General features: G+C 51.4%; 16 protein-coding genes and 1 riboswitch. Of the genes, 15 read left to right on the plus strand and 1 reads right to left on the minus strand.

All coding sequences use genetic code 11. The features are described 5' to 3' along the window. Nucleotides 1-514: 514 nt before the first annotated feature. Nucleotides 515-684: riboswitch (FMN riboswitch) on the plus strand. Between the two features lie 306 nt (nucleotides 685-990). From ribE to ACE5LO_RS22200, 13 genes are all read left to right on the plus strand, one after another. Continuing rightward, nucleotides 991-1,653 (plus strand): riboflavin synthase, encoded by a 663-nt coding sequence (gene ribE, locus ACE5LO_RS22140; protein ID WP_375522144.1) that lies wholly within the window; start codon nucleotides 991-993, stop codon nucleotides 1,651-1,653. Between the two features lie 45 nt (nucleotides 1,654-1,698). Next, nucleotides 1,699-2,931 (plus strand): bifunctional 3,4-dihydroxy-2-butanone-4-phosphate synthase/GTP cyclohydrolase II, encoded by a 1,233-nt coding sequence (locus ACE5LO_RS22145; RefSeq protein WP_375522145.1) that lies wholly within the window; start codon nucleotides 1,699-1,701, stop codon nucleotides 2,929-2,931. Nucleotides 2,932-2,981: 50 nt separating this feature from the next. Then, nucleotides 2,982-3,446, plus strand: a complete 465-nt coding sequence (gene ribH, locus ACE5LO_RS22150; protein WP_375522198.1) for a 6,7-dimethyl-8-ribityllumazine synthase — start codon at nucleotides 2,982-2,984, stop codon at nucleotides 3,444-3,446. A gap of 68 nt (nucleotides 3,447-3,514) precedes the next feature. Then, nucleotides 3,515-4,309, plus strand: a complete 795-nt coding sequence (locus ACE5LO_RS22155) for a segregation and condensation protein A (RefSeq protein WP_375522146.1) — start codon at nucleotides 3,515-3,517, stop codon at nucleotides 4,307-4,309. Continuing rightward, nucleotides 4,278-4,892: an SMC-Scp complex subunit ScpB gene (gene scpB / locus ACE5LO_RS22160; RefSeq protein WP_375522147.1), complete on the plus strand. Its 615-nt coding sequence runs from the start codon at nucleotides 4,278-4,280 to the stop codon at nucleotides 4,890-4,892. The genes ACE5LO_RS22155 and scpB overlap by 32 nt, the downstream gene beginning before the upstream one ends. 160 nt (nucleotides 4,893-5,052) lie before the next feature. Continuing rightward, on the plus strand, nucleotides 5,053-5,766 hold the full coding sequence (locus tag ACE5LO_RS22165; RefSeq protein WP_375522148.1) for a DUF2953 domain-containing protein: 714 nt from the start codon (nucleotides 5,053-5,055) through the stop codon (nucleotides 5,764-5,766). Nucleotides 5,767-5,957: 191 nt separating this feature from the next. Continuing rightward, nucleotides 5,958-6,458: a GerW family sporulation protein gene (gene ytfJ, locus ACE5LO_RS22170; protein WP_375522149.1), complete on the plus strand. Its 501-nt coding sequence runs from the start codon at nucleotides 5,958-5,960 to the stop codon at nucleotides 6,456-6,458. 155 nt (nucleotides 6,459-6,613) lie between these two features. Next, nucleotides 6,614-7,798 carry a D-alanyl-D-alanine carboxypeptidase family protein gene (locus tag ACE5LO_RS22175; protein ID WP_375522150.1) on the plus strand — a complete coding sequence of 395 codons (1,185 nt, stop codon included), beginning with the start codon at nucleotides 6,614-6,616 and terminating at the stop codon, nucleotides 7,796-7,798. A 36-nt stretch (nucleotides 7,799-7,834) separates the two neighbouring features. Then, nucleotides 7,835-8,455 carry a nucleoside recognition domain-containing protein gene (locus tag ACE5LO_RS22180; protein ID WP_375522199.1) on the plus strand — a complete coding sequence of 207 codons (621 nt, stop codon included), beginning with the start codon at nucleotides 7,835-7,837 and terminating at the stop codon, nucleotides 8,453-8,455. Between the two features lie 15 nt (nucleotides 8,456-8,470). Continuing rightward, a complete protein-coding gene (locus ACE5LO_RS22185; RefSeq protein ID WP_375522151.1) occupies nucleotides 8,471-9,001 on the plus strand; it encodes a spore maturation protein in 531 nt (176 codons plus the stop codon). A gap of 81 nt (nucleotides 9,002-9,082) precedes the next feature. Next, the gene (locus ACE5LO_RS22190; RefSeq protein WP_375522152.1) at nucleotides 9,083-9,829 is read left to right on the plus strand and encodes a pseudouridine synthase; all 747 of its coding nucleotides are present in this window, start codon (nucleotides 9,083-9,085) and stop codon (nucleotides 9,827-9,829) included. A gap of 144 nt (nucleotides 9,830-9,973) precedes the next feature. Then, nucleotides 9,974-10,690, plus strand: coding sequence for a response regulator transcription factor (locus ACE5LO_RS22195; RefSeq protein WP_375522153.1), 717 nt, complete (start codon nucleotides 9,974-9,976; stop codon nucleotides 10,688-10,690). A gap of 1 nt (nucleotide 10,691) precedes the next feature. After that, nucleotides 10,692-12,113, plus strand: coding sequence for an ATP-binding protein (locus tag ACE5LO_RS22200; protein ID WP_375522154.1), 1,422 nt, complete (start codon nucleotides 10,692-10,694; stop codon nucleotides 12,111-12,113). 409 nt (nucleotides 12,114-12,522) lie between these two features. On the opposite strand, the gene serA is transcribed toward ACE5LO_RS22200, so the two are convergent. Then, on the minus strand, nucleotides 12,523-14,115 hold the full coding sequence (gene serA, locus ACE5LO_RS22205) for a phosphoglycerate dehydrogenase (protein WP_375522155.1): 1,593 nt from the start codon (nucleotides 14,113-14,115) through the stop codon (nucleotides 12,523-12,525). A gap of 591 nt (nucleotides 14,116-14,706) precedes the next feature. Here serA and ACE5LO_RS22210 point away from each other — a divergent pair. Next, nucleotides 14,707-15,309: a CPBP family glutamic-type intramembrane protease gene (locus ACE5LO_RS22210; RefSeq protein ID WP_375522156.1), complete on the plus strand. Its 603-nt coding sequence runs from the start codon at nucleotides 14,707-14,709 to the stop codon at nucleotides 15,307-15,309. Next, nucleotides 15,306-15,644: a hypothetical protein gene (locus ACE5LO_RS22215; protein WP_375522157.1), complete on the plus strand. Its 339-nt coding sequence runs from the start codon at nucleotides 15,306-15,308 to the stop codon at nucleotides 15,642-15,644. The genes ACE5LO_RS22210 and ACE5LO_RS22215 overlap by 4 nt, the downstream gene beginning before the upstream one ends. Nucleotides 15,645-15,681: the final 37 nt, after the last annotated feature.

Raw genomic sequence — 15,681 nt, forward strand, 5'->3', positions numbered from 1 at the left:
TGCTTGTTCGGTCAGGTTTGATTTGTGCTGTTCGCTGATGGCTATCCCAAAACACGAGGAAAATCAATCCAAGTTCATCTTAGCAGGGTGCGAAATGTGAGGTTATAATGGTCATGAAATTTATTATGACAAGGTTTCAAAGTAAACACATAGAGAATATTGTAATATCGGTGTTGGGTATTGCATTTGGATACACTTGGATAGTAACAAGCAATACATTCCTATTAACTTTAAAATTTTTACTCATTATCATTATCTTAATTTTTTTCTTAATGAATATAGTTGAAGTTTTTAAAACTAAACAAAAATAACATCTACTATCCGCATCAGTCTGAATCGCTTGAATTTTGGTTTTGACGGGGAGATGCACACAGCAGCTTCGTTCTCGGAGCCCCTCTTACCGTACAAAAGAACACCTGCTTGCTTTTTGTGTTTCAAAGTGTTACGATTTGCTCAATTACAACCGACTGAAGAAATTCCTGCCTTTTGGAGTTTAGGCAGTCCTAATCGAATAGCTATCCTTCGGGGCAGGGTGAAATTCCCTACCGGCGGTGATGACGCTTGAATAAGCATAATTTCAGGCGGCTCAGTCCGTGACCCGGATGCTGCTTGTCAAGAGCGGCTGAAGGTGGACCTGGTGCGAATCCGGGACCGACAGTATAGTCTGGATGGGAGAAGGATGGTGGACGCAGCGCATCTATGTGTAGAGCGCTAGCTTTCATGTACACTTTTTCAAAATGTTCAGTCTGGCCGGTGCGGTTTGCACCAGTGCGGAGGCTTATTTCTTGCAGCCTTGTACATAGATTTGAGCTTTTGGGGTTTGTTTGTGTATATCTAATGAAAGCTGATTCACTACTTAATCCCTGCCCCTGGCGATATCCGCCGGGGGCTTTTTAATCGATAGACGGTTTTTCGTACTGTTCTGAGCATTCCGGTTGTAGGAATACAGGCTGATAAGGCCTTGCGTAACAAGAAAGGAGGCAGGAGCCGTTGTTTACAGGTCTTATTGAAGAAGTGGGCATTCTCCGCAAAGCTGCACGCAGCGGGGAAGCGATGGAACTGGAGATTTCCGCTGCAGTGGTGCTTGGGGATCTGAAAATTGGCGACAGTGTGTCCGTGAACGGGGTATGTCTGACCGCAACCAAAATCGGTGAACGAAGCTTCACGGTGGATGTCATGCCCCAAACGTACCGGCACAGCAATTTAAGCGAGCTTCAGTCCGGCAGCCCTCTCAATCTGGAGCGGGCCATGGCGGCGGGTGGCCGGTTTGGCGGCCATATCGTGCAAGGCCATGTGGATGGGACCGGCCGGATTGCCCGTATCACCCGGGACCAGAATGCGGTCGTGTACGAGATCATACCGGATGATGATGCGCTGTTCAAATATCTGGTGCCGAGAGGTTCTGTGACCATCGACGGGATCAGCCTGACGGTGGCCCTGCTGCAGGAGTCGTCCTTCGTCGTATCCATTATCCCGCACACGCTGGAAGCGACAGCTTTGCGCGGCAAGCGGGCGGGGAATACTGTCAATATCGAATGCGATATTCTCGGCAAGTATGTGGAGCATTTGCTGTTCTTCAACAGGAACAATCAGGAGCCGCAAGCCCCTAAACAGCTGGATCTCGATTTCCTGGCTGAGCACGGGTTCTCCTGAGGCAAGCCCGGTATCCATTCAACATGAACAAGGAGGGAGAAATACATGGAACAGAATATCGTTTTTGATTCGATTGAGGATGCCATAACCGATCTCAAGCAGGGCAAGGTTGTCATCGTGGTGGATGACGAGGATCGTGAGAATGAAGGGGATTTTGTGGTGCTCGCCGACAAGGCCAGCCCGGAGGCGATCAACTTTATGATCACGCAGGGACGCGGTCTCGTATGTGTGGCCATTACGCAGGAACGGGCTGATGAACTTGAGCTTAAGCCGATGGTGTCGCAAAATACGGATTATCACGGCACAGCGTTTACCGTGTCGGTGGACCATGCTCAAACAACGACAGGAATTTCCGCTGTAGAGCGTTCCATGACCGCCAAGGCGCTCGTCGATCCGGCGGCGGCGGCGGGTGATTTTCGCAGACCTGGCCATATGTTTCCGCTGATCGCCAAGAAAGGCGGCGTGTTAAGGCGGGCAGGCCATACCGAAGCTGCCGTGGACCTCGCCAAGCTGAGCGCCGCCGCGCCGGCTGGTGTGATCTGCGAAGTGATCAAGGAGGACGGGACGATGGCTCGGCTGCCAGATCTGGCGAACATTGCCGCCCAGCACGGTCTGAAGTTGATCAGTATTAAAAATCTGATCAGCTACCGGATTGCCAGCGAGCAGCTTGTGGAGCGGGAGGTGGCTGTGCGCATGCCGACCGACTTTGGAGAGTTCCAGGCGGTGGCCTATTCCAATGAGGTGGACAACAAGGAGCATGTAGCGCTGGTCAAAGGCGAGATTGATCCCACGAAGCCGGTTCTGGTGCGGGTCCACTCCGAATGTCTGACAGGGGATGTGTTCCATTCGCACCGCTGTGACTGCGGGCCGCAATTCGCGGCTGCTTTAAACCAAATCGAGGAAGAGGGCGCCGGTATTCTCCTTTATATGAGACAGGAAGGCAGGGGCATCGGGTTGATAAATAAGCTGAAAGCCTATAAACTTCAGGAAGAAGGTCTTGATACGGTAGACGCCAATCTGAAGCTTGGTTTTTCGGCTGACCTGCGCGATTACGGCATCGGTGCCCAAATGCTCAGGGATTTGGGGGTGCGCCAGATTCGGCTGCTGACCAATAACCCAAGAAAAATTAAAGGCCTGGAGGGTTATGGTCTTGAAGTGGTCGAACGTGTGCCTATTCAAATTCCGGAGAATGAGGATAACTCCAATTATCTTCATACAAAGCAGGTGAAGCTGGGACATCTTCTTACGTTCGAAACGCTGGAGCAGAATGAGCTTTAATAAAGCAGTATTATACTTAAAAACCAAACTCGGGAAGGCTGATGATCAGAATGGCGAATTACTTTGAAGGAAATCTTGTATCCTCCGGATTAAAATATGGTATTGTAGTTGGAAGATTCAATGAATTTATTACAAACAAGCTGCTGAGCGGAGCACTTGATGCTTTGAAGCGGCACGGTGCTGCTGATGATGAGGTTTCCGTAGCATGGGTACCGGGAGCTTTTGAAATTCCACTGATTGCCCAAAAAATGGCGGAAAGCGGAAAGTTTGATGCCGTCATTACGCTCGGAACGGTTATCCGCGGTTCCACAACCCATTATGACTACGTGTGCAACGAAGTAGCCAAAGGTGTAGCGGCTTTAAACCTTAAAACAGGCGTGCCGGTTATTTTCGGTATCGTCACCACGGAGAACATTGAGCAAGCTATCGAACGCGCAGGCACGAAGGCCGGCAACAAAGGCTGGGATTCGGCGTTAGCCGCGATTGAAATGGCGAATCTGACAAAACAGTTTTAACTCGGTTATCGAATGCTCTGACATTCTGATACACTGCAGTTTGTGAATTTGGCGGGAGGAAAAATGCTTTGACGGTAGTAACTTATAAACTGGAAACGTTTGAGGGGCCGCTTGATTTGCTTCTGCATCTGATCGAGAAAGCCGAGATTGACATTCAGGATATACCGATCAGTGAAATCACGGATCAATATATGGACTACATTCATACGATGCAGGAGCTTGAGCTGGACGTTACAAGCGAATTTCTGGTCATGGCGGCGACGCTTTTGTCGATTAAAAGCAAGCTGCTGCTTCCGAAACCGCCGGTCATCGACATGGACGAATATGACATGTACGAGGATGAGGATTATGATCCGCGCGAAGAGCTGGTACAGAAGCTGATAGAATACCGCAAGTATAAAGGAATTGCCCGCCATCTCAGCGAAAAGGAATGGGAACGCAGCCTCATGTTCAGCAAGGAGCCTGAAGACTTGAGTTCTTACGTTCCAAGCGAGCCGGCCAACCCGGTGCTTGGTTTGCATACGGCTGATTTGATCGCGGCCTTTAAGCGTGCGCTGCGCAGAGCCGAGCGGAGAACGACGGTGGCCCGGATTCACCGGGATGAAATCTCTGTAAAGGACCGGATACGGCAGGTCCTGACCGTGCTCGAAAAGGCGGGCCCGGGCAGCAGGCTGCTGTTCTCGCGGCTGATGCATGATGACATGCAGCGGAATGAGATCGTGGTGACGTTTCTCGCTATTCTTGAGCTGATGAAGATGAAGCAGATTGTATGTTATCAGGAGAAAGTTTTTGATGATATTGTGATGGAGTGGAGAGGGGATTTACGTGCTGATGGATTATCCGACACTGAAATCGATTATTGAGGGGCTGCTGTTTCTCGCGGGCGAAGAAGGCTTGACCGTGAAGCAAATTGCCGAAATTACAGAGCAGCGCCCTGAACTGGTCACGGATTGTCTTGAAGACATGAAGAACGATATGCAAAAGGAAGGAAGAGGGCTGCAGATGCTGAAGTTGGCCGGCAGATACCAGCTTGCCACACTTTCCGACCATGCCCCTTATTTCGAAAAGCTGGCATATTCCCCGGCACGTGTGTCCCTTTCCCAGGCTGCTCTGGAAACGTTGGCGATCATCGCCTACAGGCAGCCCATCACCAGGGTCGAGATTGAAGAAATACGTGGAGTGAAATCAGAGCGTGCCATTCATACGCTTGTCAATAAAGAATTGATCGAAGAGACAGGGCGGGCAGACGCCATTGGCAGGCCGATTCTTTACGGAACGACCAAAGCATTTATGGAGTACTTTGGCCTGGGAAGCCTCGACGAGCTGCCACAGCCTGAGCTGTTTGAGGATACGGATCAGCTGGAGGAAGAGACGCAGCTTCTGTTCAGCAAGCTGGACGAGCAGCAGCAGCTGACCATAGAAGATATCGAATATAAAGAAGAGTAAAAATCCACTCAAAACAGGGATGCCCCAGCAGCTTTAGGCTGTGCGGAATCCCTGTTTTGTTTGCCTGTACAGCGGGGCGCAACGAATGTTTTCCTTTTCCAGGGCTATACTAAACGACATAATGTACAACTCAGGTGTATGGACGGGAAGGAGGTAAGCTGTGAAGCCGGCTGTGTGGATATGGATCGTCATTGCAGCTTTGATTATAATTATTCTGGCCGTGCTGCTCTCCAGAGTGAAGATTCACGCCGAGGTGCTTAAACAGGCTAATAATGATTATGCCCGTTTGCAGGTTCACATGCTTTATGGGCTCGTTCGTTTCCAGTATGAATTGCCTTCTGTCGTGATCGACCGATTTCGCAAGGGGATATGGGTAAGGCTTGACAGGTACGTGAATGTGGGGGAGGATAAAGCGGACAAGGAGGATGCTGTAGTCGACAAAGGCATGATCGAGGAGATGTTGCACAATATCCGCCTTCTTCTCGCAAATACAGTCTCCTTGAAGCAGTGGATCAATAAAACGGTCGCCCATATCTCCCTTTCCCATCTGGAATGGACAACCAAGCTCGGTGTAAAGGATTGCTCGCAGACAGCTGTTCTGATCGGGGTGGTCTGGGCCCTGAAGAGCTCTGTCGTGGGCTGGACAACCGGGCATGTGCGGTATGATTGCGCACCGGCCTTATCCGTCATTCCGTCATGGGATGAACGGAATTATTTTTCCATGAATGTGGTATGCAGTGCCTCCATATCCATGGCTTACGTGATGATTTCGCTGATCAGGCTGCTGGCCGGCATTTTCAAAGTGCCCGGAGGTTTTAAAGCATGGAAAAAAGTGTTCACCAGGGAATCGTCCGGTCATATATCGGAGCATTAGAGTGCACAATTAAATATTACATATTTTTGATACAGAGCAAAAACGGATTCAGGCTGGTCTTGTTAAAAATCAGCTGGCTCCCCCTCCAGAGAAGCACGGTAATCAACCCATAATTGTGTTACATAACTCAAATGCAATTGGGGATGATAAGTGAAGAAAAAACCTAGCTTAATGAACTGGAGGGAGCTTCTATGTCAGATCATCCGATTCAGGGACTCATGCAAACAGCAATGGAAAACATCAAGGGCATGGTGGATGTCAACACCATTGTAGGGGATGCGGTGGAAACGCCGGACGGAACCGTCATTTTGCCCATCAGCAGGGTGGGCTTCGGATTTGCGGCAGGGGGCAGTGATTTTAACGTGATGGACGACGTGGCAGACCATTCAGCATCTTCAGGTGTGAAGGCCGGGCACCCGTTTGGTGGCGGAAGCGGGGGAGGCGTATCCATCCAGCCGATTGCATTTCTCGTTGTAGGCCGGCAAGGTGTTCAGATTGTACCGCTGGATAACCAGACTCATCTGTTTGAGAAGATTATCGACTCTACGCCACATCTGATCGATAGAATCCAGTCCATGATCGGACGAACCGGCGTTTCGGGATCGACCGCGACAGCCGGAATGCCCGAAGGCCAAATGGCACCGCAAGTTCCGGTCAGCAGTACGGATCATACCACTACATCCTACCTGTAAGCCATACAGCTAATCTTAATCCTTTCCGTACCAGATTTCTCCGGGTCAGGCCGGTGAATGTCTGTCGGAAAGGATTTTTGGCCTTTGGAAAGGACATACTTTCGACAGCAAGTACATAAAATGGTACAAGACCATATCCGAACCGGAGGATTGCCATGTTAACACACCACAGGATTGTCTCAATAAGCCTGCTCATATCCATCGTCCTTCTATTCGAGTCCGCAGCGGCCATGGCAGCTCCTGAAACCGGGCTTCCGCCTGAGCCGGCCAACCATGCCCAAGCCGCAGCACTGATCGATGTTTCCTCAGGACGTATATTGTATGAAAAAGAGGGCGACAACCAGATGAGGATTGCCAGTCTGACCAAAATCATGACCGCCATCGTGGCTATAGAGCATGGCAACCTTAAAGACAAGGTTACTGTATCGCGGAACGCTTTTGGCAAAGAAGGCTCCTCCCTGTTTCTGAAGCTGGGCGAGCAGATGAAACTGGAAGACATGCTGTACGGACTGATGCTCCGTTCCGGCAACGATGCCGCTACGGCCATCGCCGAGCATGTCGGCGGCTCTGAAGAGGGTTTTGTCTTTCTGATGAACGCCAAAGCTGAACAGTTGGGGCTTGAGCATTCCCATTTTGCCAACCCGCACGGTTTGGATGTAGAAGGGCATTATTCCACAGCCAATGATATGGCGAAGCTTACAGCGTATGCGCTCCGGAATCCGGTGTTCCGGGAAATTGTCAAAACAGAAACCAGGAAGGCCCCCAATCCTAACGAGCAGTGGGACTATTCCTGGCATAACAAAAATAAGATGCTGCGGCTTTACGAGGGTGCGGATGGGGTTAAAACGGGTTATACAAAAAAAGCTTTCCGCTGTCTGGTCAGCTCAGCCACCCGGGACGGACGCCAGCTTGTCGCCGTTACTTTGAACGATGGAGACGACTGGAATGACCATGGCCGGATGCTGGATTACGGCTTCCGCTATTATCCGGTGGTGGAAGTCGCACGGAGAAACATGCCCTTGAGCGGATATAATTTCGTCACAGGCGCTTCTTTTTCCTATCCGCTTGCTGAGGGGGAAGAACGCCTGTTGACCAAAAAACTGGTACTAACCAAAACAACAACTGTAAATTCCACATCAGACCGCGCCTCCTTCGGGCTTCGCGGCAGGATTGACATGCTGCTTGACGGGAGACCGATCGGGTCTGTGCCTGTATATGAAAAGGGCAGCTATATTCCCCGCGCCAAAGAGGCGGTTCCCTCCCCCGCGTCTGGTGATGTGCAGGAGAGCTCATGGAGAGATGCCTGGAATGAAGTGATGCAGCGGTTATTTACCGCATAATGCGAACTGCGGTAGAACAGAAAGGCGGTGAATCCCATCGTTAATGTGATATGGATGGCCATGATTGTTATTGGCGTCGGGTTTGCAGCTGTGCAGGGAAAGATGGACGTTGTAACCAAGGCAGCCTTTGACGGGGCTGCTGCTGCTGTCACCGTGTGCTTTGGCCTGATCAGTGTTCTTGTATTCTGGATGGGGATGATGAAGATTGCGGAGGACGCGGGGCTTATGGAGAAGCTGTCCAGGCTGCTTGCGCCTTTCATAGGTTTTCTGTTTCCGGATGTGCCGCGGAATCATGCGGCGATGGGTTATATTTTATCCAATATGAGCGCCAATCTGCTGGGGCTGGGGAATGCGGCTACTCCGATGGGGCTTAAAGCGATGCAGGAGCTGCAGAAGCTTAACCCTGACAAGCATACAGCCACTCCTGCCATGTGTACCCTGCTTGCCTTGAACACGGCCAGTATTACACTCATCCCGACGACCCTGATCGCAATCCGGATGAATTACCATTCCGCACAGCCTGCTGAAATTGTCGGCACCACGCTGATGGCTACGGCAATTGCCACCTGCGCGGCAATTGCCGCCGACCGCTGGTTCCGCAAACGACTGCGACGGCGTCCGCCTGTTCCAAAACAGCCGGCAGGCAAGTCCATGTAAAGGAGGGGCCTTCCATTGCTTGCATTTATAAATCTCATTTCTACCTGGGCTATTCCTGTCATTCTGGCGTTTATCCCCCTTTATGCATATACGAGAAAGGTGCCGGTGTATGAATCCTTTGTAGAAGGAGCCAAAGACGGCTTCTCGACTGCGGTTGGCATTATTCCGCCCCTCGTCGGTATGATGGTGGCCATCAGCATTTTTCGGGCATCGGGGGCGCTAGATTTTATATTGGGCTGGATCGCGCCGCTGTTCCGCTTATGGGATATTCCGCCTGAGGTGCTGCCGCTGGGTCTGCTGCGGCCGCTGACCGGCTCTGGTTCCCTTGCTTACACGACCGACTTGATCCGCACATATGGCCCCGACTCCATGATCGGCCGCATGGCCTCCACCATTCAGGGCAGCACGGATACGACTTTATATGTTATCGCTGTTTATTTTGGGGCGGTCGGCATCCGCAACGGGCGGTATGCGCTAAAGGTCGGACTCTTTTCGGATTTCGTGGGTTTTGCGGCGGCGATTGCTGTGTGTCTGCTCGTATTTTGAACGTTGTAGAAGATTTACCGGATTTCAGCTTGTGATTTTGGGCTTCGCTGGGTATCATTAGCATGAGGTGAAATCACGAACATGGAGAGATTACAGAAAATTATTGCCCAGGCAGGCGTGGCGTCCAGGCGCAAATGCGAAGAGCTCATTCTTGCTGGCAAAGTGGAGGTTAACGGGGTGACCGTTACGGAGCTTGGCACGAAAGCGGACCCCGCTCAGGATATCATAACGGTAAACGGCAAACCGATTAAAACGGAAAAGAAAGTATACCTGATGATGAATAAGCCCAAGGGTGTGATTACCAGCGCTTCCGATCCGGAAGGACGCAAAATTGTGTCCGATTACTTTAAGGGCGTCAAAGAGCGCGTCTACCCTGTAGGCAGGCTGGATTATGACACCGAAGGGCTGCTGCTGCTAACGAATGACGGTGAGTTTGCCAACCTGCTTACACATCCGCGGCACCATGTGCCCAAAACGTATTTGGCAACCGTCAAGGGCGTGCCGCACGGAACGGAGCTGGACAAGCTGAGGAAGGGGATTCAGCTTGAGGACGGCATGACCGCACCGGCTGAGGTGGAATACAAGGATGTGGATCCGGACGGCAAGGAATCCGTGATTGCGATCACCATCTATGAAGGTCGCAACCGTCAGGTCAGACGGATGTTTGAAGCGATTTCCCATCCGGTGATTCGCCTGAAGCGCATTGCCTTCGGGGATCTTCTTTTGCAAAATCTGAAGCGGGGGCTAATGAGGTCGCTGACCAAAGACGAGGTGAATCGGCTCATTCAGCTGGCTAAATCCGAGAAAAAGCGCAAGGGAACGAAGTAAACTATTTTGGGATTTAAAAAAGCGGAACAGAGGCGAACAGCCTCTGTTTTCCTTTTAATTTGACCTAATCCCGGAAAATAGTAAAATAGAGAAAGTGGCTTTGTATGGTTTGAAGAGGATTTCCATAATAAGGGGTTGTTGGATGTGTCGGAAGGAAATAACCGCATTTTGGTTGTCGATGATGAGGAGCGTATCAGAAGGCTGCTGCGCATGTATCTCGAAAAAGAAGGCTACTCTATTGATGAGGCGGAAGATGGCGAGACCGCACTGCGCAAAGCGACAGCGAGCGATTACAGCATCATTTTGCTTGATGTTATGCTGCCAGGCATGGATGGGGTAGAGGTATGCAGCCGATTGCGGCAGGTAAAGGCTACTCCTGTCCTTATGCTGACAGCGAAGGGAGAAGAGACCAACCGTGTACAGGGCTTTGAGGTAGGAGCCGATGATTATGTCGTTAAGCCTTTTAGCCCGCGTGAAGTCATCTTCCGGGTGAAGGCGATCCTGCGAAGATCTTCGGAAACGGCTTTTTTAACCAAGGAGACGACGCCAAGCAACAGCATTGTATTCCCTAACCTCGTGATTGAGAATGACGCCCATCGCGTGACGGCCGGAGGGAAGGAAGTCAGTCTTACACCCAAGGAGTATGAGCTGCTTCATTATTTGGCCATATCACCAGATAAGGTGTTTTCCCGGGAAGAGCTGCTGAAGGATGTGTGGAATTATGAGTTTTTCGGTGATTTGCGAACTGTAGATACCCATGTCAAACGTTTGCGTGAAAAATTGAACAAAGTATCGCCGGAGGCGGCAGGCATGATCACAACCGTATGGGGAGTAGGCTATAAACTGGAGGTCCCGAAATAAATTGAGCTTCTGGAGATCGCTCGTCGGCAAATTATGGATCACAATCATATGCCTGGTCGGCTGTGTGCTTATTTTTCTGGGATTATTTTTGCTTCCTTATATAGATACCAATTTCGCCGCTGCGGAATCATCGGATATTAAACGGTTATTCACATACACCTGTATCGTCGGTTTTTTGTTGACGACGTTTTTCGCCCTGTTTTTGTTTACCAAAATTACGCAGCCCATGCAGCAGCTCATTCAAGCGGCAGACGCAATCCGCAAGGGCCGGTATGATAGACGGGTATCGGTGGTCAGCAGCGATGAAATAGGCGCTCTCGCTACTACGTTTAATCATATGGCCGCCGAAATGGAGTCGACCATCCGCAGCCTGAATGTCGAGAAGAACCACTTGTCCAGTGTGCTGCGCAGCATGACCGATGCTGTGCTTACCTTTAACCGTGATGGTGAAATTATATTGACCAATCCTCCCGGACAGCAGACGGTTGCAAGCTGGCGGGGGGTGAAATGGGAGGACAGCGGGCATGAAGAAGGGCGCTTTGGCGTCCCGAAACCGCTGCAGCCTCTTTTTGAACAGGTGATGGAGAGCGGAGAGGATGCGGGGGCGAAGGTGCATGTGAAGCAAGGAGTGTGGTCCGTTCAGATGGCTCCTCTCTATACGGATGATATGATCCGGGGAGCGGTGGCCGTTCTGCGCGATGTAACCGAAGAGGAACGGCTGGAAAAAGTACGCGCTGATTTCGTCGCCAACGTCTCCCATGAAATCCGGACGCCGCTGTCCATGATGCAGGGTTATAGCGAGGCTTTGCTGGACGGTATGGCCGGTTCGCCGGAAGAGACGGAGGAATTGATCCAGGTCATCCATGATGAGTCGCTGCGGATGGGCAGGCTTGTCAAGGATTTGCTGGATTTAACGAGAATGGAGGCTGGACACGTCGACATTGACCGCAGCCCGGTACAGGTGGATGAGCTGGTGGAGCGTGTTCATCGCAAATTTGCCGTCCGTTCCAAAGAGCGGGGTCTGGCGCTTGAATGCCGGATCACAGGCGCTCCCCTTATGCTGCCTGCCGCGGACGAAGACAGGCTGGAGCAGGTGTTGACCAATCTGCTTGATAATGCGTTCAGGCATACACCGGGTGGCAAGCACATCTCTATGCATGCCGGGCGGACTGCTGATGAACAGGGAGAATCCATCATCATCCGGATTCGGGATGAGGGGGTTGGCATACCGAGTGAGGATCTGCCTTATATCTTCGAGCGCTTCTATAAAGCGGATAAAGCGCGGGTACGTGGCGAGGAGAGCGGAACAGGGCTTGGGCTTGCGATTGTCCGCAATATCGTGGAGGCGCATCATGGAACCATTACTGCCGAGAGCATCATCGGACAGGGCTCTGAATTTACGATTACGCTGCCTGTGAAGTAAGATAGACGCGAAAATAGATCTGAAAATGCCCGAAATCCGTTTTTTTTGTTGAAAATTACAATAAAAAATTGTTCATCGTGGAACATGGCAAATGAATCGGCCGTTGACCTGTTGTGCTTATTTTGCACTTGGGAGGCGCTCCGAGAACGAAGCATTCCTACAATCGCTGTTGACCCTTCGGGCCAAAGGCGAACGCTTCGCTTTTCCGGAATTGCTTCGTCCTCTCCGCTGACTGTCGTGCATATTCGCGCATTAGGGTCAAATGGCTATTCAATTTGCCATTTGTTTGGGGTAGTAAAAAGGTCGAGAACCGAAAAGCTCCGGTTCTCGACCTTTTGCTAGTAACTCACATCGTAAACGCATAGTATCAGGCGAACAGACTGGTGCTGGTGCAAGTGAAGACGAATAGCTACTCCAGCACAATCTCCTGAGCGGAATTCACATCAGACAAGCCGGCGAGCTCGATGAGCACTTGCTTAGGGACGGCCTTGTCCACGGTCAGCATCATGATGGCTTCGCCGCCGATCACTTTCCGGCCGACTTGCATCGATGCGATATTGACATCGTTTTGTCCGAGCAGGGTTCCGACGCGTCCGATAATGCCGGGTTTGTCATTGTGGGAAATCAGCACCTGATGCGCTTCCGGCGCGACGTCGACCGGGAACTGATCCAGTCTGACGATACGCTCGCCATAACCGGCAAGCAGCGTGCCTGCCACACGGCGCTCTTCACCTGGCTTGGTTTTCAGGGTGACGCTGATCAAATTCGTAAAGCCTTTGGTTGCCGGGGCTTTGGTCACGACAAAGCCGACATCACGCGATTTCGCCAAATGCATCGAGTTGACGATATTCACATCGCTGCCCAGATGGCGGCGCAGCACGCCTTTGAGGATATAACGTGTCAATGGCTGGGTATCGTCCTCGGACAGGTCGCCGGCATACTCGATATGAATTTCACGCACAGCCTGTGCGGTGATTTGGGCGGCAAAGCTGCCAAGCTTTTCGCCAAGGCTGAAATAAGGCTGGAGCTTGTTCATCACGCCAGGTGCTACAGGCGGCATGTTGACCGCATTTTTAAACGGCTCATCGCGCAGAATATGAAGAACCTGTTCGGACACGTCAATGGCCACATTTTCCTGGGCCTCCACCGTTGATGCGCCCAAGTGAGGTGTCACGATGATGTTCGGATGATTCAGGAACGGATGATCCTGAGCCGGCGGCTCGGATTCAAATACGTCGAACGCCGCACCAGCGACGATGCCTTCATTAATGGCTTCCACAAGCGCGAACTCGTCGATCACTCCGCCGCGGGCACAGTTGATGATCCGCATTCCTTTTTTCATGACCTCAAACTGCGGTCTGGAGATCATATGGCGTGTTTCCGGTGTCAATGGCGTGTGCACGGTAATGAAGTCGGCATTGCGAACAATATCATCAACACTCGCCAGCTTGACTCCTTGCTTCTCAGCACGCTCTTCGGTCAGAAAAGGATCATAGCCGAGAATGTTCATTCCGAACGCTTTGGCACGTTTGGCCACCTCGCTGCCGATCCGGCCCATGCCCAGAACACCCAGCGTTTTGTTGCGCAGTTCTACCCCGAGGAAGCTTTTGCGGTCCCAGGTGCCGCCAATCGTCTTCGCATAGGCCTGCGGAATGTGGCGGGCCAGGGCCATCATCATGGCAAAGGTATGCTCACATGTCGTAATGGTATTTCCGTCCGGGGCGTTAATGACGATAATGCCGCGCTGTGTGGCGGCTTCCAGGTCAATGTTATCGACCCCGACGCCGGCTCTGCCGATTACTTTAAGTCTGGTGCCTGCGGACATGATCCGCTCAGTGACCTTTGTCTGGCTGCGGACGAGCAGCGCGTCGTACTCCCCGATGATGGCAACAAGCTCATCTTCGGTCAGGCCTGTGTTTTTGTCCACGGTCACATCACTTGCGTCCATTAACTGCTGAATCCCCATGTCGCTGATCGGATCCGATACTAGCACTTTGTACATTTCGCGTTTCCTCCTCAAATGATATTGCTGTGAGATACATTGGCGCATTGCAGTGCCAAAGGGTCCAAGGGCATTTAAGCCGGCTGACGGCGCTGCAGATGTGGTGCGGGGATGCCAAGACAACAAAAAAACTCCCGATCCGCATACTATATCCATAGTAAGGGACGAGAGTTATCGTGGTACCACCCTAATTCGCAGCCGTTTCGCAACGGACAGCCTTAACGGTCTGAATGACCTGAAGGATAACGGTCTTCCGCCGACTGCACCTACATGAACGGCAAAAGCCGTAAATTTCGGGACAATAACTCAGGAGCGCTAAAGGGATGCCGCCTGCCACCGGTTTACACCAATTCACCGGCTCTCTGATAGAACCTGCAGCGTCTTCTCTCCGTCGAAGTTTGTGTTACAATAAATTTTTTCATAATGTATCATGCCTGACATAAGTGTGTCAATAGGCAAAAAGACTTGCCGGAGAAGTGTGGCGGACTGCACGCCATGCTCGGCAGATCGGGAGTTGCGACGCCTTGAATCATCATGGAAAATTGGCTATGATGCTAAATGAATAAATAGCAGAGGACCGGGAAGGAAATAATGAAAAAACTAAACCTGAAGAACATCAAGAAGCTGAAGCTCAGAAAAGCGGAAACGCAGGAGCTTACCGACCGTCTGCTGTTGTTCAATCTTTATCTCACCCAATTGCTGACCCTTGTGATTGGAGCGGTGTGGATTTTTTTACAGGGACGCAGCGTTCCTGCTGTGCTGGCTGTACCTCAAGGCATGAGCTTTCTTTGGTGGGGTCTGGGCCTTGCCGCGCTGATGCTGCTGGTTGATTTGCTGATTTCGTCTGTGATGCCGGAGGACGCCATGGATGACGGGGGAATCAACCGCATGCTGTTTCGCCATCGGCCGGTCTGGCATATCGTATGTATTGCAGCTGTTGTTGCCGTTTGTGAGGAGCTTCTCTTCAGGGGAGCCGTTCAATACGCATTTGGTCCATACTGGACGAGCATCATATTTGCCCTGATTCACATCCGCTACCTGAAGCATTGGATTCCGACCGGGTGGGTGTTTTTAAGCAGCTATGGCCTGGGTTACATCTATATACAGACCGGAAGCCTGTGGGCGCCGATCCTGTGCCATTTTGTGATTGACCTTATTTCCGGCCTGGCGCTGCGTTTTCGGAGGGAACCATGAACAAGGAACTGAGCAGAGTAGAAAAATACAGGGGACGCCGCAGCAGGAGGCCGAAAAAAGATAAAAAAGAAAAAAAACAGCAGCCTGCCAAGGCAGAAGCTTACACTGCCGCTTATACGGATACGGTGCCTCTGACCGAAGAGGAAGCAGCCGGGGGGGAAGTGTATGTTTCCCGCACAGAGCTGTTTCCGTCACGGCGCATTCGTGTAAGCAAGTGGTTTATGAACTTTTTGAGCACTTTATTCATCCTTATCACGGCAGCCCTTCTTTGGTGGGGCATCGAGGGCGCACCTCCATTGCGTGTCATTATGTCATCCCTGTCGAGCAAGCCCTGATGCCTGAATATATTGCGGAAGAACCCCGACTCATCCA

The organism is Paenibacillus medicaginis (assembly GCF_042138635.1).
Taxonomy (GTDB): Bacteria; Bacillota; Bacilli; order Paenibacillales; family Paenibacillaceae; genus Paenibacillus; species Paenibacillus medicaginis.

Excerpts from the sequence above, each read along its gene's own strand:
- ACE5LO_RS22145 (WP_375522145.1), top strand. The coding sequence starts at position 1,699 with ATGGAACAGAATATCGTTTTTGATTCGATTGAGGATGCCATAACCGAT.
- ribH (WP_375522198.1), top strand. The coding sequence starts at position 2,982 with ATGGCGAATTACTTTGAAGGAAATCTTGTATCCTCCGGATTAAAATAT.
- scpB (WP_375522147.1), top strand. The coding sequence starts at position 4,278 with ATGGATTATCCGACACTGAAATCGATTATTGAGGGGCTGCTGTTTCTC.
- ytfJ (WP_375522149.1), top strand. The coding sequence starts at position 5,958 with ATGTCAGATCATCCGATTCAGGGACTCATGCAAACAGCAATGGAAAAC.
- ACE5LO_RS22175 (WP_375522150.1), top strand. The coding sequence starts at position 6,614 with ATGTTAACACACCACAGGATTGTCTCAATAAGCCTGCTCATATCCATC.
- ACE5LO_RS22190 (WP_375522152.1), top strand. The coding sequence starts at position 9,083 with ATGGAGAGATTACAGAAAATTATTGCCCAGGCAGGCGTGGCGTCCAGG.
- serA (WP_375522155.1), bottom strand. The coding sequence starts at position 14,115 with ATGTACAAAGTGCTAGTATCGGATCCGATCAGCGACATGGGGATTCAG.
- ACE5LO_RS22210 (WP_375522156.1), top strand. The coding sequence starts at position 14,707 with ATGAAAAAACTAAACCTGAAGAACATCAAGAAGCTGAAGCTCAGAAAA.
- ACE5LO_RS22215 (WP_375522157.1), top strand. The coding sequence starts at position 15,306 with ATGAACAAGGAACTGAGCAGAGTAGAAAAATACAGGGGACGCCGCAGC.